Source organism: Paenibacillus sp. Paensp111, assembly GCF_059492195.1.
The window spans coordinates 2,985,637-3,009,926 of the sequence record NZ_CP168527.1 but is presented as its reverse complement, the minus strand read 5'-3'; the positions used below and the strand labels follow the sequence as shown (position 1 = coordinate 3,009,926).

Sequence of the window (24,290 nt, the reverse complement as noted above, 5' to 3'; positions counted from 1 at the left end):
TCTTAGCCCTTATAACAATATTGGTTACTCGTACACAACCCCGCTCAGGTGAACGATACTTAAAATCTGTACGTCTGCCCCATGAGCCAGGACGGTTAAATAATACGTCTCTACCGGGGAGGCTGTTCCTAGCTCGGCATGCTGAAAGGTAATCACTCCCGGAGAAGCCCCGCTCTGTATGAACTGGCTGACCTCAGTTACAAGAACGCCAGGGGATGAAGCTCCCCGGTATAATCTCAGTGTAATTACCGTATCTGCCGTACTGCCCATGCTGTTATAGCCAACGGTTCCAGTCAGGTGGATCCGGTTACCGGGATCAATATGGTGCAGAATCACCATGGTTAGCTGTTCTTCCACCCCAGCCTGAAGTGCAAGCGGCAGCCGGAAAGGATTCCCCAGCGCATTAGCTTCGTTATAAGAGAAATCGCGTACCCGTCCCATATCGTCCTCCTCCATTCTGATTGTCATTTCTGTCGCTGTCGTTCCAGCCAGTAATCGGTTATAAAAAGCCTGATAGCGCTGAATAAAGTGACTCCGTGTATAGGTAGACAGTATCTTTTGTCTGGCATCATGGCGAAGACGCTGCAGCCATTCCTCATGCTCCAGCAAATAGGTCAGCTGCAAAATATAGTCCGCTTCTTCATGTTCAGATCGCGGAATAAGCAGGCCGTTCTCATTCGGGTCTACAAGATCGTCCCAGCCTCTAACGGAGAAGGCCACAACGGGCACTCCCGCAGCCATGGCCTCCAGCCCGCTGACCGGTAAGCCTTCACTTGGAGACGTGGAGGCCATCACATCGCTGATTTTCAGAATTTGATGAATGTCCTCTCGCGATCCCAGCACCCTAAGCTTCGGATACAACGATACTGCTTCCTGCTCTACGGCACTTCGCAGCTGTCCGTCACCAACCATGAGGAAGCAGAATCGATCGGCTGAATCCGCCGCGATCATGGTTCGAGCGATAGATATGAATTTCAAGGGGTCTTTGTCCGCATCAAGCCTTGCAATGTAGCTGATGACCTTATTGCCAGGAGGGATATGAAATTGCTGCTTCAGGACTGCGGTCTCTTCGTCACTTCCTGGAGAGAAGCGATCTGTGTCTACACCGTTTGGCACAATGATGATTTTGGCGGGATCAATCTGGAATTGGTCCTGCAGAATTTGCTTCAAGGAAGGTTTGCATACGGTATAACAATCGATCCAGTTATCGAACTGACGTGAATGTCTAACGTGGTCCCAAGCCAGCTCGGGCACATAAGCATGAAGAAGGGCGGCGGTCTTGATGTAAGGAAATTTGTTCTTCAGGCGGGGGAGCATGTCATAGGCTACCTGACTATTGTTAATATGCACAATCTGGATATTCCGGGTTGCAATCAGGTGAAGAATCAATGCCTCCATCTGAGCCGAAGTATCCGCGAACAGGGGCATTTGGAACACTTCATCACAGAAGCTGTCAAATCGCTCCAGCCAAGGACTTTCTGAAGGATAGGTCGTAACCAGGGTGATATAGTATTGGTCTCTGGAGAGGCCTTCCACTAAATCGAGAAAAAACTTCTCTGCTCCTCCAACGATCATCCAGGGCATGATTAGCATAATCCGGGTTTTATGAATCACGGGAGGTCTCACGGCATATGCATCTGCCTCGTGGATCCACTCTGTAATTCCCGGCTTTACGAAGCCAGGTTCTCCGGATAGCAAGCCATGATCGAGTGCCTGGTATATGAGCGGATGGCGCTTGCGGATCTCTGCTCTAAGCTGCTGGTCCCTGCTGCCGAATTCGGCTGAGGTTGTGTAACCATGCCTTCTGTAATGGAACAGAAGCTCCGGAATTTGGTATCCCTGCCAGCCCAATGCAGCAAGCCGGATCCAAAATTCCCAATCCTCGTAACCATTCAGCGTTTCGTCGAAACCTCCAGCCTGTTCCCAAGCGGCTTTTCGAAACATGGAATTTCCTATAACGATGTTCTCATTCAGGAGGATATTTAAGGAAAAGGGAGGGGGTGTCCATGTCCACTCCTCATCTCCAAATGTCTTCAAATGACAGGTTACAAAGCCGACATCAGGACGTGTCTCTAGTACCCAAGCCCCTTTCTCAAGGAGGGTGGGATGAATCCGGTCATCGGCATCAAGCCGGAATATATATTTCCCCTTCGCTTCTCGAATACCGTTGTTGAGGGACATGGAAATGCCTTGATTGTGCTGGTGTATCACTCTTGTCTTAGGTCGATCAAGCCGGGCGAGCAGGTCAAGGGTATGGGGGTCTGTAGAGCCGTCATTGACTATGATGATTTCAAAGTCCTGAATCGTAGAAGCAAGACAGGAATCTATGGCTTCGAGCAGAAAGGCACCATAGTTATAGCAGGGGATGATGATGGATATCCAGGGCGGCTGCTCAGTTCTGCTGTGTAACATGGATTCAGTTGTCCCCCTTTGCTCTAAAGTAATCCAGCGCCTCGGCAGCAGACTGCTCGAACGGAATCGTTGGCTTCCAGCCGAGGGCTTCTATCCTGGAAGAATCTACGACCTGCGGAGCATCGATTTGGTGATCCTGCTTGTATTCCACAGATATCGGAACCCGGGCCATGCTCTGAAATACCTGCTTAATCTCAGCCAGGCTTCGCACAGTCTTGGAGCCGATAGTATACGAAGTACCGACCTCGCCAGACTGCAGCAGGACCGCATAAGCTCTTACCGCATCCCTAACGTCCAGATAATTACGAACCTCGTAGGGGGAGGACAAATAGAAAGGAGGCTGGTCAGTTCCCCGCTCCGCCCGGGCGACATACCTGGCCATCAGTCCGCAGACGCCGTTGGAGGGGCCGGGGCCAACCAAGTTCGACGGCTCGGCCGTGACAATCTGCATGTGATACAGATGTCCCCACGCCAAGGACAACAGCCGCTGGATCGCCTTGGAAGAGCCGTAAGGATGGGAAGGCCGCTTCAATTCCTCCAGATTGGCAATGCTTGCGATGGAACTTACAATAAGAATCCGGCATGCAGGGAAGTCTCTCAGCGCATTCAATAAGTTCATCGTGGACATTACGTTAGCTTGATAATAGTTGAGCGGTTCAGCCCAAGATTCAGTTACAGAATTTCGGCCTGCCAGGTGCAGTACATAGTCCGGACGGACAGATCGGATGACCTGTTCTGTTTGTACGGCATCCATGAGATCGCATGAATAAGTCTCTATAGTAGGAAATGTAGAGTCAGAGCTCATTTCTCCTCTTACCATACCGATTACGGTAAACCCCAATTGCTGAAGCAATTCACCAGCATGCCTTCCTGTGAATCCATTCACCCCCGTAATCAAAACCTTAGCCGACATTGAATTCACATCCAATTCTTTTAAATTTAAGGTTTGTATCTTCTTAGATGACGAGACGGACCTGGATGGACTATTTATAGTTGAGCATCTGCTTTTATGTATATGCATAAGTATTCGGCGAGGCAGGGCGAACGCAGTGGGAGGCTGAGAGATATATTTCGCAACAGAAGAGATTTGTGGGGGAGATACAAGAAACAGCGACCCCTGCTTCAGGAATCGCTGTTTAACTTGAAATTGAATTGTGCTGTATTAATAATTCATGCAGGAGTTCGCACAGAATCACTTAGGAGTGATCATATTCTCTGGTCGAACATATTGATCGAACTGCTCTTCGGTCAATAGACCTGTCTGAAGGGCAGCCTCTTTCAGCGTAAGATTCTGTTTGTGGGCAAGCTTGGCGATTTTGGCTGCGTTCTCATATCCAATGTAGGGATTAAGGGCAGTTACCAGCATCAGAGAATTCTTCAGGTTGTGCTCCAGCTTCTCATAGTTCGGTTCAATCCCGACTGCGCAGTTATCGTTGAATGCTATGAGAGAGTCAGCAAGAAGTCTTGTGGACTGGAGGAAATTATAGATAATAACAGGCTTAAATACATTAAGCTCAAAGTTCCCCTGACTGGCTGCAAAGCCGATTGTTACATCGTTGCCGAATACCTGGGCTGCGACCATGGTAATCGCTTCGCACTGCGTTGGATTGACTTTGCCCGGCATGATCGAGCTGCCCGGTTCATTCTCGGGAATTGTAATCTCACCGATACCGCTGCGGGGACCGCTGGCCAGCCAGCGTATGTCGTTGGCGATCTTCATCACATCGGCTGCAAGTGCCTTAATTGCTCCATGGGTATAAGCTACTTGATCATGGCTGGTAAGGGCATGGAACTTGTTCGCAGCTGATGTAAAAGTCTTGCCGGTGGAAGCGCTGATCTCCTGAGCCGATCTGTCGCCAAATTCAGGATGGGCATTGATTCCTGTACCCACCGCCGTACCGCCAATGGCAAGTTCTTTCATATACTGTACGCTTTCGGAGATCATCCGGCGGCTCTTCTCCAGCATATGCTGCCAACCGCTGATCTCTTGTCCCAGAGTAAGTGGTGTAGCGTCCTGAAGGTGGGTACGGCCGATTTTGATAATATCTTTGAATTGTTCGGATTTCTGTTTGAAGGTGTCTTCCAGCTTAAGAATTGCAGGGAGCAGAAGGTCTTCAACCGCGATAACTCCAGCAATATGTAAGGCGGTAGGGAAGGTGTCATTGGAGCTCTGGGACATGTTCACATCATCATTGGGATGCAGGCGCTCTGACGCACCCTGCTCTTCGAGCAGCTGATTACCGCGGTGAGCAATGACTTCATTCACGTTCATATTGGACTGGGTTCCGCTTCCCGTCTGCCAAACGACTAGAGGGAACTCCTCATCCCAGCGGCCAGCTTCGATTTCGTCTGCGGCCTTGGCGATGGCAGCTGCCTTCACTTCAGACAGCTTCCCAAGCTTCTGGTTGCTGAGTGCGGCACTTCTTTTGAGGATGGCAAAAGCTTTAATAACCTCAATTGGCATATGCTCAATCCCGATCGGGAAGTTCTCTTTGCTTCGCTGGGTCTGTGCTCCCCAGAGCTTGTCTGCAGGAACCTTGATTTCTCCCATCGTGTCTCTCTCAATACGGTAATCCATTGTTATTAATCCCTCCAAATCGTTTGGTTACTAGAAATTATATCATCTTGTAGGAGATACGGACAGCGTTTACATGAAGAGAGAGGAGAAGGTGTACGGTATGAAAGTTATGATCCTGACAAAGTAAAACAGCCAAAGCTAATATTCCCGTGGACGGAGACCTGCTCTGGCTGTAAGAGTTAGTAAGACCATGATTCGTAATAACATATTAACGAAGTTTGAAAGGTTTCTTGTAGATCGGATACAGCCATTTTACCCCAGCGGGGGTAAGTGTATCTGCAATGAGATGGGACAGATAACCAAGCGTGGCAGCTGTCATAATTCCTGGGAGCTGAAGCTGGTGCTCAAGGCCCCGCCCAATCAATCCCCAGAGGATCACAGCCCATACCGTATGCGTCATTCCCCGGTGCTTGAGCCAGGGGGCGATAGCAATGAAGAGGCCAAGCCCTCCAAGCCAGTACATCTGCCACACCAAGGCTGCGTAGATGAATCCGCCGCCGATCACACTAATAAGTGTATTGCGGATTAATCCTTCCCTAGTTAACAGCCCAAGCATAAAGAGAGCGATAGAGGCAGCTGTATACTCCGGGTAGAATACTCCCAGGGCGAAGTACTGATAGATGAGTATGGAAGTGGCAATGAACCCTGACCACAGTAAAAGACTCCGTATTGTGTGCGATACCTTGCCGATTCGGGAGCTAAGCATGCTGGGACCATCCAGGTCGGCACTTAGTGCTGAGAAAGCAGAGACCGCGAGATAAAGCGCAGCATTTCCCGGAGAGAACGGATAATGAGCTGCGGCTGCAGCCCCAATGGCGGTACCAATAGCCAAATGACTGGTTCCTTTCATTTCTTCCTCCTGCCTGACATAAGTAGATTCGATATACAAACATATGTTTGCTATCTTATTATACATGGATAGGAAGAGGGGGACAAGTTGGACTTGTATACCCAGTTATTGACAAAAAGAGGGAAACGGGTGTATCTTTTATTTAAGTTTTTATTTAACAACTTTTAATAACTGTTAAATGAAAACTTAATAAGTTCAGGGGTGATTATGCTGTCAACTTCAAACCAGTTAAAGTCACTTATGCAATTTAGTTATAGTGAACCTTTAGAATTTTTGATTGCTATGACTCTTATTGCAAAGAAGGAATATGCTTGGCTTTCTCGGGAGTTCCGATTCCAACCAGACGATCAAGCTTTACAACTCGCGGAAGGCATGGCATCAAGCCTATCCCGCTTTATTAAGGAGGAGCTTAATCATTTTTTTAGCCAAAGTTCCACTTACAACAGACTTGATAGGGTTCTGCAAGAGGTGTTTTATGAAGCAGACATTGAGCCCCAGACTGTTGAAGAATGGATAACCTGCTATACAGAACAGTCAGAAGGAAAGCTAATTGCATTGCTGGCTAAATCAATTTTCGAAGATGCAGGTGTAGATTGGCTTGGAGACCATAGTTTTCATAATGTAAGTATGGATATGAAGCTTCTATACTCTCTTGCAGCTGTCTCTCCACTGAAAGATGAGATACTTCACGCTGATTTGCTGGAACACATCCGTTTTCCACGCGAATTTAAGAGTAGAGTACTGACGGTAATTCACTCATTTCATGAGCATAGTTTTATACCAGTTCGTGACCTATTAAGGCAGTTGGGTGAAGAGGGGGGAGTCCGATACAAGGATTACTTTGTAAATGAGCCAGAAAGGGCGTTTAGCGAGCTAGTTCGCAGTGAACCCAATATTATAAGAAAGTGTACACGAGTACATGTCAGTTATATTGCACAGATCCAAATGGATTTTAGACGCTCAAGTAAAGGCAACCAACCAGATTGGCTTGTTCTTGGGGTTCGTAACGATGCTTTGTTTGGGGAGCAGGATGAAAAGGAAACGGTTCAGAAATTTTTGAAAGTTATCTCAGACAAACGGCGGCTTGATTTAATCAATCTGCTTAAGGAATGTGATCGGTATGCCAGTGAACTGGCTCAGTTGATGAAGTTGACCCCTGCAGCGATTAATTATCATACCAATCTACTTATTGAACTGAATCTTATACGCATAATACCTTCTGATAATCGAATTTATTATCAGGTCAACTCTGAACGCCTTGCCCTATTAATGGATCTAACCAAACGTGTACTTTTGCAATAACCATGTTACAAAAGTCACTTAAGGCTAAGATGTAGGAGGATCTATGAATGAGCTGATAAATGGTAAAGTGGAGGGAAACTTGAGGAAGCTCCTGGAGATCAGGAATTTCAGGAACTTAATCTTGACACAATTTGTCTCAAACTTAGGAGATGGAGTATACCGGATAGCCTTGATCTGGCTTATGAAAGTTCTTACCGGTGATGCATTCATGATTTCGGTATTATTAGCTGCAGAGACATTGCCCTTGATATTGTTTGGATTGTTTGCGGGTGTTCTGGTGGATAAGGGAAACAAGAAAAGAATTATGATGATTACTCATCTGATAAGGGCATTGCTACTAGGTGTATTAATACTTCTCTTGGGTATGGGGTTATTAAAGCCTTACATGCTTGTAATTATCGCAGTTCTTTTGACCAGTCTTACTGCTTTTCATAAGCCGGCCATAACTGTGACCATTCGTACCTTGGTACCAGATAATCTAATGACTGGAGCTCAAAGTCTCTCTCAAATTATACAGACTATTGTAAATCTGGCTGCACCTGCTCTGGCCGCTCTTTTGATTGTATTTGGGCTGCAAATCGCTTTCTTGTTCAATGTGGCTGCTTACTTAACTGGATGTGCTTTCATTATTTTCATACATCATTCCCAACTTGAAAATTCTCAAATAGATGAATTAACTTTTAAAAAAGTATGGTTTGATTTGAGAGAAGGTGTACAAGCGATAACAAGACATCCTTTTTTAAGGAATAGTATGCTGTATTTTACTTTAATCAATTTTGTAACTGCCCCTGAAACCGTGTTACTCCCTTTAATCGTGTCGCACGTAACTGAACTAGCGGGTCTTGAGATTGGTTACTGCTTGGGAATCCTTCTTGGGTCCATTAGTGTTAATTATTTGAAAAAACACCCTCCCATCGTCTACATTTGTTTGGGGATAAGCCTGTTTAGTTTCGGTATCGGATTATTTGCTTTTAATATCCCATTTGTTATTCAAGTTCTTTGTGTCTTTATCAATGGGATTGGTTCAGCTTATGTGAATATTAAAATGAGTACAATGATAACTTTGTCAGTATCTCATGATGTATTGGGTCGTGCATCAAGTCTTATTAGTGTAATCGTACTTTGTGCGGTGCCTGTTTCTACGTTTTTGGCTGGAATTATTAGCGATTACATACCTATACTTATGATTTTTGGTATCATGGGGCTGCTAGGATTTTTAATTGTGTTATGCATGTTTTTAAATCCTCACTTAAAAGGTTCAAACTCAGGAGTTATAGCGCTAACATCCAAAGAATCTGTTAAAATGACAAGAGATGTATAATTCAATGCTGAGGTGACACAGGAAGGGAGAGTTCATTCAGATGGCTGAAGTTAGAGCATATGAAGGGGATTACCAAGGCGAGCCGGCGGTATGGCTCAAAGCCGGACCCTATGAGGCTGCGCTGGTGCCAGGAGTCGGAGGGAACCTGATTGCATTCCGCGATCATGAGAACGGTTACCGGTTCCTTCGGGAACCAGGTGAGGAGGAGATGGAGGTCTTTAGACAAGGCCCGGGTACATACGGCATCCCTATTCTTTTCCCACCGAACCGGTTCGAGGATGGACAATTTCCGTGGAATGGCAAGACGTATCAGCTGCCAATCAATGAGCCGGCTACCGGCAATCATTTACATGGATTCCTGCATACGATTCCGTGGGAAGTTGAGCAGTACGGGCAGACTGCGCTTGAAAGCTTTGTAACGGTAAAAGTAAGCATCAACCCGGATCATCCCGTGTACAAGGTTTTCCCATTTGAATTCACGGTAAAAATGCGCTATACCCTTGGACAAGATGGCTTGTCCCAGCAGGTTAGCGTGAAGAATGACGGAGCAGAACCGCTGCCATGCCTGATCGCATTCCATACGGCAGTCAATGCTCCATTCGTAGCCGGCGGAAGCGCCAAGGATTACCTGGCAGAGATTACGATCGGTCAGCGCTGGAAGCTGAATGAACGGATGCTGCCAACAGGGGAGCATCAGCCGCTGACTCCGGAAGAGGAGAAGCTCAAGGAGGGCGGCGTGAATCCTTTCTTCGCCTCCATGGACAACCATTATACAGCTGTGCCGCGCAATGGCCGGAACCGGATGGAACTGACCGACACGAAGCATGGAGTAACTTTGGTGTATGATGTGGGAACTTCGTACAAGCAGTGGATGGTCTGGAACAATGGGGCAACCGAAGGCTTCTTCTGTCCGGAGCCTCAGATGAACCTGGTGAACGCGCCTAAATCTACTCTTCCAGCTGAAGAGATCGGCTTGATCGGCTTGGCAAAGGGTGAAATTTGGGAAGAATCCGCCCGAATCTATATCAAAAAATAAAATAAACGTAGGGCAGGCGGTTGCATCGCTTGCTCTACGTTTTTTTGTGTTTCGGGTACCGAACAAACGGAAAGCCGTCTCTCCTTATACGAGGACGGCTGTCTTCATTTGCCAACTTAGATGGCGATATGATTCTGCTTGATGAGTATGCGTCTTACTTGTTCCTGAGTTCTACGCGATACCGGAATACACTTATCACCCGAAATTTTATCTTTGAAGTAGAGAGCCTGGTTCTCAATATGAGTGATTTTGTCCAGGTTGACATAGAAGTTAGAGGCTAGACGATAGAAAGAAGAATCGGATAGGAGCTTAGCTTTGTCAGCGGAAGACATTCTCTTCTTTATGGTATAGTTCCTTCCGTGAAAGCTGATCAGACCATAGTCCCCTATTTTGAAATAGTACGCGTCCAGCTTGGGATTGAATTCCTCATACACATTTCGCGACGGTGCTGCACTGCTCACTTGTAACATCCAAGTCCCCCCTTTAAAAGATCGATGGAAGCGTTATCATCGTAACATAAAACCATCTCCCCGGAAACTGTTTTTTCACATTTTTCACAATTTTTTTTGGGCAATTTGTATACTCGCTTTGTGCAAACGATTCTACAAAACAAATAAGAGCATCTCCATAGAAGGCTTGGAGACACTCTTATTAAAGGGTGCAGATTACCCTTGCTTGGAAGGAAGCGAAATATGATGCGGAAGCTCAATGCTGACTTCCTTGCGTTCCTGGGAGGAACGAAGCACACCGTCAATAATGGCCTGTTGAATCAAAATTTCCTCACCCGGAATCGGCGCTGGGCGGCCATCGCGAACGGCTTCAGCAAAGTCCCGCACCTTCTCGTCGAAGAGATTGATATCATCGTCCTTGAGGAGCACATCTCTCGACAAGTGTCCCATGTTATCATCCTGGAACAGCTGCATAGAGCCTACCTTGCCCTGCCATACGCCTGACCATGGGCCAATCCCTTGAGGTGTTACTTTCAGTCCCCCATCAGTTCCGAGGAACATGGTCGGACCCAGCGTGTCCATATGCATGGCCCACGATATCTTGAACTGCAGCACCATATCATTCTCGAACCGGATCATGGCAACACCGAAATCCTCCACCTCGAACTTCTCGGCTTCCGGATGATATCGCTTGTTGGTTCCGAAGTGATTCGTAGTGAAGGCGGATACCGTCAGAGGCCTAGGGTGGTTCAGCGTATTCAGAACCAAGTCAAGAGAATAACAGCCTACATCGGCCATGGCGCCTGCTCCGGCCAGCTTCTTATTGATAAAGGTGCCGCCCGGCATTCCCCGGCGTCTACCGCCGCCTGTCTCGACATAATAGATTTGTCCGAGCTCGCCAGAGCTTACGATATCCTTGAGCAGCTTCATGTTGGGGTCATAACGCGGCTGGAAGCCGATGGACAGCATCCCCCCGGTCTGCTTGGACACATTCACCATATCAATGGCCTCGGCCAGTGTAACGGACATCGGTTTCTCCAGAAGCACCTGCTTGCCTGCCCTCAGAGCATCAATGGAAATCTGATGATGAGATACATTGGGAGTGCAGATGCTCACAGCATCCAATTCACTGATTTTGAGCATATCGCGGTAATCGGTAAAAGACTGCGTTTCTTTTAGATTGTACTTCTCGGCGAACTGTTCAGCCCGGCCCGGCGTTATATCCGCGACGGCAATGATTTCAACAAAAGGCAGCTTGCGGTAGGCTTTGGCATGTGCCCCTGCTATCCCGCCGCCGCCAATTATTCCGACTTTAATGTTTCTCATCTCTGTCACTTCCTTAAATATGTAATAGGATACAAATTATTGTTCGTAATTTCGGATATCATGTTCTTGGCATAAGGATACCTTATCATAACCTTAGTGTGTGTTTCATCCCTCTGATGTGGGTTTATGCTAATACATATATTTAACCACCGAGCGTGCATGGTGATTCTGTAGAATTGGAGGCGAACCTAATGGATGATCAGCTTCGATGGGGAATCATGGGCTGCGCAGGGATTGCCCGTGACTGTATCATGCCGGCGATATTGGAATCCTCAAATGGAAGGATAGAAGCAGTAGCAAGTCGCGGGGTAGAGAAGAGCCGGATTCTTGCGGAACAATTTGGGGTGGAAAAGGCTTATGGCAGCTACGAGGAGCTTCTTGAGGATCGGGAGATAGACGCGGTCTATATTCCCCTTCCGAATCACCTTCATAAGGAATGGACGATCAAGGCAGCCCAGGCGGGCAAGCATGTTCTCTGCGAGAAGCCCATTGCGCTTAATGCATGGGAAGCGGAGCTGATGATCAAAGCTTGCTCGGACGCTGGAGTGCTGCTTGCAGAAGCGATGATGTATAGGCATCATCCTGTTCTGCGGCGGGCGCAGCAGCTGGTTGCAGGCGGCGGGATCGGAGACCTGAGAGTGATCCGAGCTTCTTTTACTTATAACAATCCGGGTCAAGCCAGTAATATCCGCTTCAAATCGGCATGGGGCGGGGGCTCCCTCTATGATGTTGGCGGTTATCCGCTCAGCGCAGCAAGATTCTTCACCGGAAAGGAACCGGAGGCGGTAACGGTCAATTCCTTCTTCTCAAGCGATCATGATGGGGTAGACATGATGTCTACCGGACTTGTGGAATTCGCGGACGGACTAACCATGACTTTCGACTGCGGCATGTGGGCCGAGGAACGGCGCTGCCTTGAAATTGTCGGCTCTGAAGGCCGGATCGAGATTCCTCATGCCTTTTCGGGCAAGGAGCAGTCCGGCTATTACCTGTTCTCTAGCGGAGAACTGCAGGAATACCGAGAAACAGCGATTAATGCGTACGTACGTCAGATTGAGGATTTCGGACGAGCTGTCTTTGGCCATATGCCGCAGCTGTTCGTACCGGAGGACGCTTATCTCAACATGAAGCTGCTGGATGCCTGTCGTCTCTCGGCCGGAGAGCGCAGAAGAGTAGTGCTGAGATCATGATGCAGAGCTGCAGATGACTCCCTTGGCATACAAACATTATAAAAAGAATCTATCCGGCTGAACTGGACTTTTGTGCAAAATTGAGAAACAATATGAAATGACGTTTACATAAGGAGGAATACAGATTGTCTACATCACCCAATCGACTGATGTTATTTGTAGGATCGTACGCTGAGGCTGAAGGTCCTGGTGTCTACGTATATGAGCTGCAGGCGGATACAGCAGAGCTCAAACAGCTGGACCAGGTGTCCGGTCTGAAGAATCCTACTTTCTTGAATGTGGATAAGCAGAATCACAAGCTGTACTCGATTACAGAAGCGGCTGTAAATGGGGGCAAAGGGGGCGCCGCTGCTTCCTTCGAGATTGATCCTAGCTCCGGTAAGCTTCGTGAATTGAACCGGGAGGTCAATCTGGAGAGCACGACGTGTCATATTAACCGGGATGCGGAAGATAAATACCTGGTTGTATCCAGCTATCATGGAGGTACGGTTGGGCTTGTTGCCTTAAATGCAGACGGAACCATTGGCGAGCTGCTCGATACGAAGCAGCATACCGGTCATGGAGCAGACCCTGAACGTCAGGACAAGCCGCACGTGCATTCCGCCTTCTTCAGTCCGGATGGCCGCTTCTTGTTCGTGTCCGATCTCGGTACTGATATTGTAAGGGCCTACACGATTAACGACGCTAGCCGTTCGCTTGAATTCCATGCAGACACCCATTTACCGCCAGGATCTGGTCCCCGTCACTTGGCCTTCCATCCCAGCGGCAAGTATGTCTATGTAATCAATGAAGTGAACTCCACGATCGCAGCTTTTACCTATGAGGAGGAAGCAGGCAAGCTTGCGGCACTGGAAGTCGTTCCTACACTACCGGAAGATTTCAAGGGCGAGAATACGACGGCTGAAATTGCAGTATCTAAGGATGGCAGGTATCTGTACGGGTCCAACCGGGGACATGACAGCATCGTGGTCTACTCGATTGATCAAGACAGCGGCAAGCTTACTTATGTGGAGCATGTGTCTACCGAAGGCGGTCATCCAAGACACTTCGCCTTGACCCCTGATGGCAGCCTTCTTATTGCGGCTAATCGGGATTCCAACAACCTGGCTGTGTTCAGTGTGGACAAGGAGACTGGACGTCTGTCGTTCACAGGTCAGACAGCTGAGGTAGCCAAGCCGGTCTGTGTGAAGCCCGTGCAATTCTAAATCTATTTAACAGTTCGAGAACAAGACAAGCTGTCATCAAGAACTGTCCTAGAATACAGACAAACGCCCTCGCTTCAAGACGAAACGGGGGCGTTTGTGCATAAAGTTATACGGTTATACGTGCAAGCATTTACTTCTCGTTCATATAGCGGGCAATCTCAGACTTGGTAGCCTGAAGCAGTGGATATTCAAGATTAAGGCTTTCCAGGGTCTGGACGAGAATGCGCAGAACCATATAGTTCCGGAACCATTTCTGATTGCCAGGTATCCAATACCAAGGGACCTGGTTCGTGCTAGTCGACGCGAAGACCTCTTCATAAGCATTCTGGTACTCATCCCAGTACTCACGTTCCAGCAGATCCGTCGGATCGAACTTCCAGAACTTGCGCGGCTCTTCCATGCGCTCATGAATTTTCTGCAGCTGCTTGTCCTTGGAGATATGAAGGAAAAGCTTGATAATCTTGGTTCCCTCATTCGTAAGCATGTCCTCGAAATGTTGAATATGCTTTAATCGCTGCTTCAAAGCTTCTTCTGTGCCTGTCTTATGAACCCATGGAACGAGCACATCCTCGTAATGGGACCGATTGAAGGCGGCAATATAACCTTTGGCCGGCGTATGCTGATGAACCCTCCACAGGAAATCGTGGGAGGCTTCCTCCACGGTAGGTTTTTTGAAGCTGGTCACACTAAATCCCTGCGGATTGACACCCGAGAAGACGTGCTTGATCGTACCATCCTTGCCGCTGGTATCCATTCCCTGCAGAATAATGAGGACCGAGTGCTTTTTCTCGGCGTATAGGATATCCTGCAGCTCACTCAGCCGTTTGCGAAGGCCTTCTGTCTCGGATTCGGCCTCTTCTTTGCTCTTAAAGCTGCCTGTATCGGCCGGATCGGCACTGCTTAATGAGAAATCGTCTTTGGGTTTGATTAAAAAATTTTTCAGATCCATGCTTATCACTCCTTATTGATACGTATAAACCTGCCATCTCGATTATAATCATTTCAAAAGGCTTCATAAAAAATTACTTTTTTATATAAAATAGTGTTACTATTGCAGACTTTGTTCGTATTGTTATTAGAAAGAGGCTGCTTGCTTGATTAAATGAAATATTTGCGGCCTATGCTGGATAGGGGATTTATACAAAAAGATGGGGGAAAAGGAGCTATAGCTGAATGACTTTTTTTAAGGAGCTGTTTCAAGTTCCGGGAATCCGGAGATTCTTCGCACTTGTGTTTTTAATTGCAGTACTGTATTTGTTCCGAAGTATGCTGAATCTAATTTTGATAACCTTTATTTTTACTTATCTGATCAATCGGCTTCATAAATTTATTATCAAGAGTACGGAGAAGACGGTCAGGCTGAACAAGACCTTTACGGTGGCTTCCATTTATGTGGTTATTCTGTTGCTGGTCGGCTACGTCATTTACAAATATTCACCCGTTCTTGTTAAGGAAGTCAATGAGCTGGTGAACCAGGTGATCTCCTTCTACAACAAGCCTCCGGTTGATCTTCCAAGCAATGTTATTGTGGATTATCTGATGGAGTCTCTCAAGAAAATTGACCTTGCAAGTTATGTAGACAAAGGTCTGGACTTCATTCTCAAGACGGTTACGGACATCGGGAAATGGGGCTTCAACCTGTTCATCGCTCTGATTCTCAGCTTGTTCTTTCTACTTGAGAAAGAAAAGGTGGTTCGCTTCACCTCCAAGTTCAAAGAAAGCAAGGCTTCTTATTTCTTCAGTGAACTGCAGTATTTTGGCAAGAAGTTTGTTCATTCTTTTGGCAAAATCATCGAAGTGCAGTTCCTGATCTCGTTAACCAATGCGATGCTCTCGACTGTATTTCTATGGATTCTCGGGTTCCCGAATCTAATTGCATTAGGGCTAATGATCTTCCTGCTAGGTCTGGTGCCCGTACTGGGCGTATTCGTGTCCCTGATTCCGCTGTGTGCGATTGCATTCAAGATCGGCGGACTGACCAAGATCATCTACGTTCTCATTATGATTGTAGTACTGCATGCCATCGAATCTTATATTCTTAATCCTAAATTCATGTCTTCTAAGACCCATCTGCCGATATTCTATACCTTTACGATTCTGCTCGTATCAGAGCACTTCTTCGGGGTATGGGGGCTCATCGTCGGTGTGCCTGTGTTCATGTTCTTCCTGGACATTCTTGAGGTGCCCGTGGGAGTTGGTGTACAGCCGGCGCTGCAGGCTGCGGTTCCTGTAATCGAGGATGATAAGTCAAGATCCCAGAATCCTCCGCTCGAGTAGTCCTGCAGCGGAGTTAAAGACCCGATCGTGAAGCGGTACAGCCGTTATGATCGGGTCTTAGCTATATTGATTTTCTGTATAACGACAGAGTGAATAGATCAATTGGCTGCTTTTCGGGTAATTGATCTAAGATTCATTGAAACTGATTGATATGGTGAGGAGTCGTTACTATGACATTACAGCATAATGAAGCTGTGCTGGGGCTTGATATTGGAACCACCAGTCTGAAGGCAGTTCTGTTCGGGCAGCGGGGGGTTGTTCTGGCCTCAAGTACAATTGAATATCCGCTAAGTCATTCCAAGCCGGATTATGCCGAGCAGGACCCTGAACAAATTCTTCAAGCCGTAGTGGAGTCCATTCGCCTAGTGCGATCACAAGAGAAGTCCAAAGGTTGCGCAGTCAAAGCCATTGGGTTTAGTACCGCGATGCATTCTTTGATTGCTATGGACGCCAGTGACAATCCGCTCACCAAGGCGATTGTCTGGACTGATAATAGAAGCCTGAGACAGGCGGATAAGCTTAAGAATGAGCTGGGTGGGCATGAGATTTATCTAAGAACAGGGACGCCGATTCATCCGATGTCGCCGCTTTCCAAAATATTATGGATGAAGGAAGAGGCACCGGGTCTATTTGCGAAGACCAAGATGTTCGCTGGCATTAAGGAGTTCATCCTGCACAGACTTTTTGGCACCTATGTCAGTGACTATTCGATTGCTTCCGCCACAGGGCTGCTGCGGCTTGAGACCATGGATTGGGATCAGGAGGTGCTTGATCTTCTTGGTATCTCCAGGGAACAGCTTCCCGAGCTTGTGCCAACTACTCATGTACTCACCGGAATGGTTCCCGCCTATGCTCTGGAGATGGGGATACCTGCGGGGACTCCTTTTGTTGTGGGCGCGAGTGACGGGGTTCTGGCGAACCTGGGCGTGGCGGCTACAGGGCCGGGTGAGGTTGCAGTAACCATCGGAACCAGTGGAGCAATCCGGACCGTAACAGATAGGCCGGTAACCGATGAGAAGGGCCGAACGTTCTGTTATGCTTTTGTTGACCAAAAATGGGTGGTTGGTGGCCCGACGAATAACGGCGGAATTATGCTCAGGTGGCTCAGGGACCAGTTCGCCTCCCCCGAAATCGAGGTTGCGAAGAAGCTAGGCATTGATCCCTATGATCTGATGATTCAGTATGCGGAGAAGGTCCCGGCAGGATCGGAGGGGCTGTTGTTCCTTCCTTTCCTTACCGGGGAGAGGGCGCCATACTGGAATGCCAATGCCCGTGGAACCTTCTTCGGCATCAGCCTCCGCCATCAGCGGGAACACTTCATCCGCGCCGTTCTGGAAGGCGTCGTGCTGGGCATCTTCTCCGTTGGCGTCGCCCTTCGTGAATTAACAGGTCCAGCCAAGGAGATCATTGCTTCCGGTGGATTCGCGCGCTCTGCCGTGTGGCGCCAGATCCTGTCTGATGTGATGGGTAAGGAACTGCTGGTACCGGAAGTGGCCGATGCGTCCGCCATGGGAGCCGCTGTCTTGGCGCTGTATGCCATAGGGGATATCGATTCTCTTGCGGAGATAAGGTCATGGGTACGTATCACCCACAGACATAAGCCGGATCTTAAGAACAGCGAGGTTTATTTGCAGCTTTATTATATGTATGAGCGGCTGTATGAGAAGCTAAAGGATGAGTTCGACATCATGGCCGAGTTCCAGCGCAGCGGAGGCTTCGGGACTACACTGGACTAGGATCGATCCCCCTGACACATTCGGATAAATGATATACAATAAAAGCTGCCCTTAAGGGCAGCTTCATTTCATGGACTGTTTATGGACTGATTATGGACTGATCATGGGATCATGGACTGATAGGGCTGTTAATCTGATTCTGGCCTGGATTTAGACCCGTATCCGTGTGGGGCCGGTTCATTCTTCCCTTGCACGACCGGTTGACTGCTTTCTGGATTTTGTCCGGGAGCAGGGCCTTGAATTTGTCTGCTTTATCCTTGGTCAATTCTCCTGATGCTACACTCTGATCTATTCGGGCCGAGATCGAGGATTTCAGCTTATCGGTGTACTCAGCTTCACTCCAGCCCTTCTTTTCTTTGACGATCTGGAGCAGGGACTTCCCTTGTTTTAGTTCTGCGATCACATCTTCATATCGGATTCCCAGCTGACTTGCAGTTTCGCGAACCAGGTGACCGTAGAAATGGCCCTGATGCTTCCCGCTCCTGCCTTCCGCGTGACTGATCTCATTACCTGGCGGACGGACTGCATACGGCTCACTAAGAGCGGATACCTTGCCTGAAAAGGCACCAAATGCGGCTCCTGCCGTGAGGAACACAGCTGCAAGGGCACGGACAAGCCGGAATAAGCTTCGTTGCTGCATAGATCTTCCACCTTTTCATGTTGAGTATGGGGAGCTGTTACAAGTGGGACATTACTAAGTGTGGACCAAAATACATAGTTCATAAACCAGACAAGCTTAATATCAGATAAAATTTTCGGGTAATGGATAGTTAAGGCGTATATAGAACAGGAGGGATAGCCTTGACGTTTGGAGCAAGAATGCTGAAGACCGGAATCGCGGTAACTTTGGCTTTATATTTAAGTGTGTGGCTGAATTTGGCTTCACCCGTTATTGCTGCGGTGGCCGCTATCTTTGCAATGCAGCCCTCCATTTACCGGTCCTGGAGATACTTGATTGATCAGATACAGACGAATACCCTAGGAGCTATCCTGGCGCTTCTGGCCGGAAGTGTATTCTCTAAAGAGCCGATTGCGGTGGGACTGGTATGTATTCTCGTTATTATGATCTGTCTTAAATTAAACATGGGCGATACAATCGGAATTACTCTGGTCACCGTAGTTGCCGTTATGGAAGCCTCAGGGCAATGGCAGTTCGCGCTTAACCGGTTCTTGCTCAGTCTAATCGGGATAGTCTCTGCGTTCGTGATCAATATGGCTGTATTTCCGCCCAAGCCTCGTGTTCAGTTCGTCAGTCAAATTAGACAGACCTTTGGTCAGCTGTCTCTGCTGCTAAGAACCGTTATCTCGGATGAGATCAAGGAGTCCGTGTTCCGTAAGGAGAAGCGGGAGCTGGAAGACTCTATCAATTCCCTAACGGATAAATTCAAGCTGATGGAAGAAGACTTGAAGAAGCTCAAGACTCCTAAATTCAGCGATAGCCGAAAGCTTGTTGTCTACAAGCAGATGCTGAACACCCTGCGTAAGGGATATGAGGTTCTGGATGCGGTGGAACAGCATTACTTTCAGGCTGTACGGCCGGAGTCGATCAATCAGGAATTCGATGCCCATCTGGAGAGGCTAATCCGGTTCCATGAGCACATACTTCTCAAGTTCGATGACAAGCTCAAGCCGAATTTCCTGGAAGCGGAGCTGCTCGAACAGGATAATGATGATTTTCTTAGAAGGATGCTGGATCACTATGCGGAGAAAAGAGTGGGGGTGCTCAGGCTGTCCATTGTCTCGGCAGAGATGTATGATTATGGCCATCAGCTGGAGCGGCTGAACCGTCTCTCCGATCATACCACCATCAAGCCTGATGAGAGCTGAAGGATTCATAAGCATAACAAAAAGTCCCGCCGGCTTGGCGGGACTTTATTATACGGCACTGAACAAGCAAGCACCATTGATTTGCCGTAACAATACTGTTAAAATAAAGCTTAGACTCTAAAAGTAAATACGAACATTAAATTAATCCTGTGTCAATTTTATCACATCTCATCAACATTGTCAACAGGTATGAGAGACACAGGAAAAGGGGCGAATGAACATTGACTATAAATGATCAGGACTGGCAGGAGGAGCAGACACGGGTAAGTGAAGTGACTCATCTCATTGGCCGACGCATCAAACGCCTGGAGCAGGAAGTAGGCAGCGTACGCGGGGACGTTGTTGAAATGAGAAAGGACTTCTGGGATGAGGTTACGATTAACTTCAGCGAATCGGATGACGTAGGCGAGACGTCCACGAGCCTGCGCCAGCAGTCTGAAATTCTGTCCGACCGGGAGCGCAGTCATCTTCATGCCTATGCGGCTCTGGGTAAGATGAAACGTTTATTTCAGTCCCCTTACTTCGGACGGATTGATTTTGCAGAAAATGGTGAACAGTCCGAAGCGATCTATCTTGGAATTGCCTCCCTTCTGGATGAGAAGGATGAACAATTCCTGGTCTATGACTGGCGGGCGCCAATTTCGAACCTGTATTATGACAGTACCCCGGGGCCGGCATCCTATCTGACCCCTTCCGGCGAGATCGACGGGACTATTGAGCTTAAGCGGCAGTATGTCATTCGTGACGGCGAGATCAAATTCATGTTCGATACCGGCGTAACCATCGGAGATGAGCTGCTGCAGCAGGTGCTCAGCCGATCTTCCGATGCACAAATGAAGAGTATTGTCGCTACAATCCAGAAGGAACAGAACCGGATTATCCGCAATGACCGGAGCCGGATGCTGATCGTTCAAGGGGCCGCGGGCAGCGGGAAGACCTCAGCCGCTCTGCAGCGTGTAGCCTATCTGCTCTATAAATACAGGGAGCATCTCAGTGCAGAGCAGGTGATTCTGTTCTCTCCGAATCCCATGTTTAACAGCTATGTATCGACCGTTCTTCCCGAGCTTGGGGAAGAGAACATGCGCCAGACTACGTTTCAGGAGTATCTCGAACACCGGATCGGCCGGGAGTTTCAACTGGAGGATCCTTTTGAACAGCTGGAATACGTGCTCTCAAAGTACAATGAAGACGGTTATGAGGCTCGGATAGAAGGCATTCAGTACAAATCCTCCCATCAATATTACCAAGTCATTAACAAATACAAGGATAAGCTGGAACAGGAATTTATGCGCTTCAAGCCTTTACGATTTCAGGGGCAGGAGATTGTGGGTGCCTCGGCTATTCACGACCGTTTCTATGCCTTTGACCGTTCCGTGAGACTGGCTAACCGGTGTGAATTGTTGAAAGAGTGGCTGCTCAAGGAGCTGGCGGCCTTCGCCAAGAGTGAACTTGACAAACCATGGGTCGAAGAACAGATTCAGCTGCTGGACAGCGAAGAATATCAAAGGGCTTTTCAGCGGATGCGCCGTAAGAATCGACGTAAGGGTGAGTCCTTCAACGACTATGAGGACGAGAAGACCATACTGGCCAAGATGGTGGTCAGCACCAGACTCAAGCCGCTTCGGAAATGGGTGAAGGGTCTGCGCTTCATCGATAACAAGAAGCTGTATGCCCAGCTGTTTGAGAAGCCGCAGCTGATGCAGGAGCTGAACGGTGGAGCCCTGCCGGAACACTGGTCCGAGATCGCAAGCTTCACTTTGAATAAACTGAAGATGACCGAGCTCGCTTACGAGGATGCGACCCCGATGCTGTATCTCAAGGAGCTTATCCTGGGATTCCATTCCAACACCTCAATCCGGCATGTCTTTATAGATGAAGCTCAGGACTACTCGCCGTTCCAGCTGTTCTTCCTTAAACGGCTATTCCCCAGAGCCAGAATGACTGCGCTCGGAGATCTTAACCAGGCTATCTATGCCCACGCCTCGGTTCTGCAGCAGTCTTCTGTGCTTGCGGATCTCTATGGTGAAGAGGAAAGCGAGCAGATTGTTCTTACACGGAGCTACCGATCAACCAAGCAAATTGTTGAATTCACCAAGGGAATGATTCCAGGCGGAGAACGGATTCAGGCCTTTAACCGGAGCGGGGAGCTGCCGGAAGTTCATAAAGTGGCTGACAAGGATGAGCTGCACCGGAATCTGCTTAAGGATATCGAAACTCTTCGTGACGAAGGGTACGAGACGATTGCGGTCATTTGCAAGACAGCAGCGGAAAGCCTTGCCGCGTATCAAGTTCTGCATGAAGTTCCCTCTGTGAAGCTGATCAAGAAGACGACCCTGAATTTTGAACGTGGGATTCACGTGATTCCGGCATATCTAGCCAAAGGCGTGGAGTTTGATGCGGTTCTGATCTATGACGGATCTGCGGCCTCTTATGCTCGTGAGACAGAGCGGAAGCTGTTCTATACGGCATGCACGCGGGCCATGCATCTGCTTCATATTTATTCGGTCGGAGACATTAGTCCTTTCATTACCGGGGCCAAGCCGGATACCTATCTAACCCTGTCATGATTCATGGGGCAGGCAGAATATTCTCATTGCTTTTCAACCACAATAATAGGTATTCGGGCCAGCTCGTTATCTGAAAGGTGGTAAGTAAAGCATGGACAGCAAAAAAGGGGATCTTCTTGCGCTTGCTTCCATTCCGTTAATCATGACCTTGGGTAATTCAATGCTCATTCCGATCCTTCCGGAAATTGCCCGGAAATTAAAGGTTAATTCTTTCCAAGTTAGTATGCTAATTACGGTATACGCTATCGTAGCCATTATTCTTATTCCGATTGCCGGCTATTTATCGGACAAATTTGGACGGAAGATGGTGATCATCCCCAGTCTGATTATAACGGGGCTCGGAGGTGCGTTATGTGGAATTGCCCCTTGGTTCGGGCAAGGGATTTCTGTATACTGGATCATTCTGGCGGGACGGTTCCTGCAGGGAATTGGTGCTGCTGGAGCATTTCCTATTGTGATTCCTCTCGTGGGGGACATGTTTGAAAATGAGGAGGATGTCAGCAAGAGCCTGGGGCTGATTGAGACCTCCAACACTTTTGGTAAAGTGTTAAGCCCAATTCTGGGCGCCGCCCTCGGAGCCTGGTTATGGTATCTTCCCTTCCTGACCATTCCGGCCCTCTGTCTGATCTCTCTGCTGCTTGTAATCTTCTTGGTCAAATCACCCAAGCGAAAAGAGAAGGCTCCTTCACTTCGATCGTTCCTTCGGGATGTGAAAGACGTCCTTAAGGAGAAAGGGCGCTGGCTCTACGCGATCTTTGCTATCGGGGGGATCTGCATGTTCCTGTTGTTCGGGGTGCTGTTCTATCTGTCCGAGCAGCTTGAGACCAAGCATCACCTGAAGGGTATTATGAAGGGACTGGTGCTGGCTATCCCGCTCGCGGCTCTGTGTCTGGCCTCCTATATTACCGGCAAAAAAATCGGCAAAAACAAAGTGCTGATGAAATGGGCCAGTGTTATCGGAATGGTACTGTCCACGGGATCCCTATTCGGCATTAGCATGTTCAATAACATCTATTTCGTGATCTCCTGCCTGATCGTCTGCGGTGCCGGGGTAGGGATTGTTCTGCCCTGTACAGACACCTTGATCACAGAAGGCATCGAGAAGGAGCAGCGCGGGACGATTACCTCCCTGTACAGCAGCATGAGGTTCATTGGCGTCTCCTTGGGACCGCCTGTTGTATCTTTGCTCATCCATACGACGCATATGACCATGTTCATCGTCATTGCCGTGGTATCCCTTGCTGCGGTGATCCTTATTCTCCTCGCGATTAGGCCCTCCGCGGAGCCGGAAGGGGAGCCTCCTTTAAGGAGACATGCTATTCATCAGCCTTAGTTAGGGACACCTGTGTAGATTTTTATCCAAAGCCTGCGGTATGCGGGCTTCTTTTGATTTATGAAAGGGGTGCCAAGCCCTGTGCACATTTGGTATGATAGAGGCATGCCAATACATACCGGGAGGAACAGCAAATGAATGGAAAACAAGCGGCGGGTTATCTGGCTGCCGAATGGGTTAAAGACGGCATGACTGTGGGGCTTGGTACCGGGTCAACCGCTTATTACACAATTGAGAAGTTAGGGCAGAGGGTAGCAGAGGGCCTTAAGATTACCGCGATTGCCACCTCGAAGGCCTCTGAGGAGCTTGCCCAGAAATATAACATTCCATTATTGAAGGCGTCCGAAGTAGATAAGCTTGATATCGCGATTGATGGCGCTGATGAGCTTGATTCGCAGCTGAATCTGATCAAAGGCGGCGGCGCGGCGCTTCTTCGTGAGAAGCTTGTTGCACTTCATAGTGATCAATTTATCGTTGTGGCGGATGGCAGCAAGGTTGTAGATCAGCTGGGAGCGTTCAAGCTGCCGATTGAAGTTGTGCCGTTCTGTTATGAATGGACTCTGCATACGCTTCGGGAGAGCTATCCAGTTCCTTTTGAGCTTCGAATGAAAGACCAGGACATCGTGGTAACGGATAATGGGAATTATATTATTGATGCGTCATTCGGACGGATTGAGTCCCCTCAGCAGCTGGCCGAGGAATTGAAGCGCATAACAGGGGTTGTTGACCATGGTCTGTTCATTGGGATTGCAGCCAAGGCGGTTGTCGGTTATGAGGATGGACATACTGAAATCATTGAAGTGAAATAGCTCCGGTGCTAGAGAGCATCGGACCCAGAGACCAGCCCGGCATTAGCGCGGGTGTGGTCTTTTTTTTGATAA

Annotated in this window: 19 protein-coding genes; 11 read left to right on the top strand and 8 right to left on the bottom strand. The window is 48.3% G+C overall.

Translation table 11 applies throughout. From position 1 onward, the window contains the following. Positions 1-24: 24 nt before the first annotated feature. The 4 genes from ACEN86_RS14000 to ACEN86_RS13985 form a co-directional block, all read right to left on the bottom strand. Positions 25-2,412, bottom strand: coding sequence for a glycosyltransferase (locus ACEN86_RS14000; RefSeq protein WP_495631227.1), 2,388 nt, complete (start codon positions 2,410-2,412; stop codon positions 25-27). Between the two features lie 4 nt (positions 2,413-2,416). Continuing rightward, positions 2,417-3,325: a GDP-mannose 4,6-dehydratase gene (locus tag ACEN86_RS13995; protein ID WP_495631226.1), complete on the bottom strand. Its 909-nt coding sequence runs from the start codon at positions 3,323-3,325 to the stop codon at positions 2,417-2,419. A gap of 279 nt (positions 3,326-3,604) precedes the next feature. After that, positions 3,605-4,990: a class II fumarate hydratase gene (fumC, locus tag ACEN86_RS13990; protein ID WP_495631225.1), complete on the bottom strand. Its 1,386-nt coding sequence runs from the start codon at positions 4,988-4,990 to the stop codon at positions 3,605-3,607. A 208-nt stretch (positions 4,991-5,198) separates the two neighbouring features. Further along, positions 5,199-5,840: a metal-dependent hydrolase gene (locus ACEN86_RS13985; RefSeq protein ID WP_495631224.1), complete on the bottom strand. Its 642-nt coding sequence runs from the start codon at positions 5,838-5,840 to the stop codon at positions 5,199-5,201. Between the two features lie 207 nt (positions 5,841-6,047). Here ACEN86_RS13985 and ACEN86_RS13980 point away from each other — a divergent pair, with 207 nt between their 5' ends. Genes ACEN86_RS13980 through ACEN86_RS13970 form a run of 3 tightly spaced genes read left to right on the top strand, consistent with a single transcriptional unit; the run spans position 6,048 to position 9,499 of the window. After that, complete coding sequence (locus ACEN86_RS13980; protein ID WP_495631223.1) at positions 6,048-7,142, top strand: ArsR/SmtB family transcription factor; 1,095 nt, start codon at positions 6,048-6,050, stop codon at positions 7,140-7,142. Between the two features lie 43 nt (positions 7,143-7,185). Continuing rightward, complete coding sequence (locus ACEN86_RS13975; protein ID WP_495631222.1) at positions 7,186-8,463, top strand: MFS transporter; 1,278 nt, start codon at positions 7,186-7,188, stop codon at positions 8,461-8,463. Positions 8,464-8,503: 40 nt separating this feature from the next. Further along, positions 8,504-9,499, top strand: a complete 996-nt coding sequence (locus ACEN86_RS13970; protein ID WP_495631221.1) for an aldose 1-epimerase — start codon at positions 8,504-8,506, stop codon at positions 9,497-9,499. A 116-nt stretch (positions 9,500-9,615) separates the two neighbouring features. On the opposite strand, the gene ACEN86_RS13965 is transcribed toward ACEN86_RS13970, so the two are convergent. Together ACEN86_RS13965 and ACEN86_RS13960 are read right to left on the bottom strand one after the other, a co-directional pair. Next, positions 9,616-9,969 (bottom strand): LytTR family transcriptional regulator DNA-binding domain-containing protein, encoded by a 354-nt coding sequence (locus ACEN86_RS13965; protein ID WP_495631220.1) that lies wholly within the window; start codon positions 9,967-9,969, stop codon positions 9,616-9,618. 195 nt (positions 9,970-10,164) lie between these two features. After that, a complete protein-coding gene (locus ACEN86_RS13960; protein WP_495631219.1) occupies positions 10,165-11,274 on the bottom strand; it encodes a Gfo/Idh/MocA family protein in 1,110 nt (369 codons plus the stop codon). Positions 11,275-11,465: 191 nt separating this feature from the next. Here ACEN86_RS13960 and ACEN86_RS13955 point away from each other — a divergent pair, with 191 nt between their 5' ends. Both ACEN86_RS13955 and ACEN86_RS13950 read left to right on the top strand, forming a co-directional pair. Beyond that, positions 11,466-12,464: a Gfo/Idh/MocA family protein gene (locus ACEN86_RS13955; protein WP_495631218.1), complete on the top strand. Its 999-nt coding sequence runs from the start codon at positions 11,466-11,468 to the stop codon at positions 12,462-12,464. Between the two features lie 149 nt (positions 12,465-12,613). After that, the gene (locus ACEN86_RS13950; RefSeq protein WP_495634306.1) at positions 12,614-13,669 is read left to right on the top strand and encodes a lactonase family protein; all 1,056 of its coding nucleotides are present in this window, start codon (positions 12,614-12,616) and stop codon (positions 13,667-13,669) included. 130 nt (positions 13,670-13,799) lie between these two features. Here the strand turns inward: ACEN86_RS13950 and ACEN86_RS13945 are convergent, their stop codons facing one another. Continuing rightward, complete coding sequence (locus ACEN86_RS13945) at positions 13,800-14,618, bottom strand: PPK2 family polyphosphate kinase (protein ID WP_495631217.1); 819 nt, start codon at positions 14,616-14,618, stop codon at positions 13,800-13,802. 224 nt (positions 14,619-14,842) lie between these two features. Between ACEN86_RS13945 and ACEN86_RS13940 the strand changes: the two genes are divergently transcribed. Together ACEN86_RS13940 and gntK are read left to right on the top strand one after the other, a co-directional pair. Further along, positions 14,843-15,946, top strand: coding sequence for an AI-2E family transporter (locus tag ACEN86_RS13940; protein ID WP_495631216.1), 1,104 nt, complete (start codon positions 14,843-14,845; stop codon positions 15,944-15,946). A 170-nt stretch (positions 15,947-16,116) separates the two neighbouring features. Continuing rightward, on the top strand, positions 16,117-17,682 hold the full coding sequence (gntK, locus tag ACEN86_RS13935; protein WP_495631215.1) for a gluconokinase: 1,566 nt from the start codon (positions 16,117-16,119) through the stop codon (positions 17,680-17,682). A 109-nt stretch (positions 17,683-17,791) separates the two neighbouring features. Here the strand turns inward: gntK and ACEN86_RS13930 are convergent, their stop codons facing one another. Then, complete coding sequence (locus ACEN86_RS13930; RefSeq protein WP_495631214.1) at positions 17,792-18,322, bottom strand: hypothetical protein; 531 nt, start codon at positions 18,320-18,322, stop codon at positions 17,792-17,794. 161 nt (positions 18,323-18,483) lie between these two features. Between ACEN86_RS13930 and ACEN86_RS13925 the strand changes: the two genes are divergently transcribed. From ACEN86_RS13925 to rpiA, 4 genes are all read left to right on the top strand, one after another. Further along, positions 18,484-19,509: an FUSC family protein gene (locus ACEN86_RS13925; RefSeq protein ID WP_495631213.1), complete on the top strand. Its 1,026-nt coding sequence runs from the start codon at positions 18,484-18,486 to the stop codon at positions 19,507-19,509. A 221-nt stretch (positions 19,510-19,730) separates the two neighbouring features. Continuing rightward, positions 19,731-22,076 (top strand): RNA polymerase recycling motor HelD, encoded by a 2,346-nt coding sequence (helD, locus tag ACEN86_RS13920; protein ID WP_495631212.1) that lies wholly within the window; start codon positions 19,731-19,733, stop codon positions 22,074-22,076. Positions 22,077-22,167: 91 nt separating this feature from the next. Beyond that, positions 22,168-23,409: a bacillibactin exporter BcbE gene (gene bcbE / locus ACEN86_RS13915; protein ID WP_495631211.1), complete on the top strand. Its 1,242-nt coding sequence runs from the start codon at positions 22,168-22,170 to the stop codon at positions 23,407-23,409. A 134-nt stretch (positions 23,410-23,543) separates the two neighbouring features. After that, positions 23,544-24,218 carry a ribose-5-phosphate isomerase RpiA gene (gene rpiA / locus ACEN86_RS13910; protein ID WP_495631210.1) on the top strand — a complete coding sequence of 225 codons (675 nt, stop codon included), beginning with the start codon at positions 23,544-23,546 and terminating at the stop codon, positions 24,216-24,218. Positions 24,219-24,290: the final 72 nt, after the last annotated feature.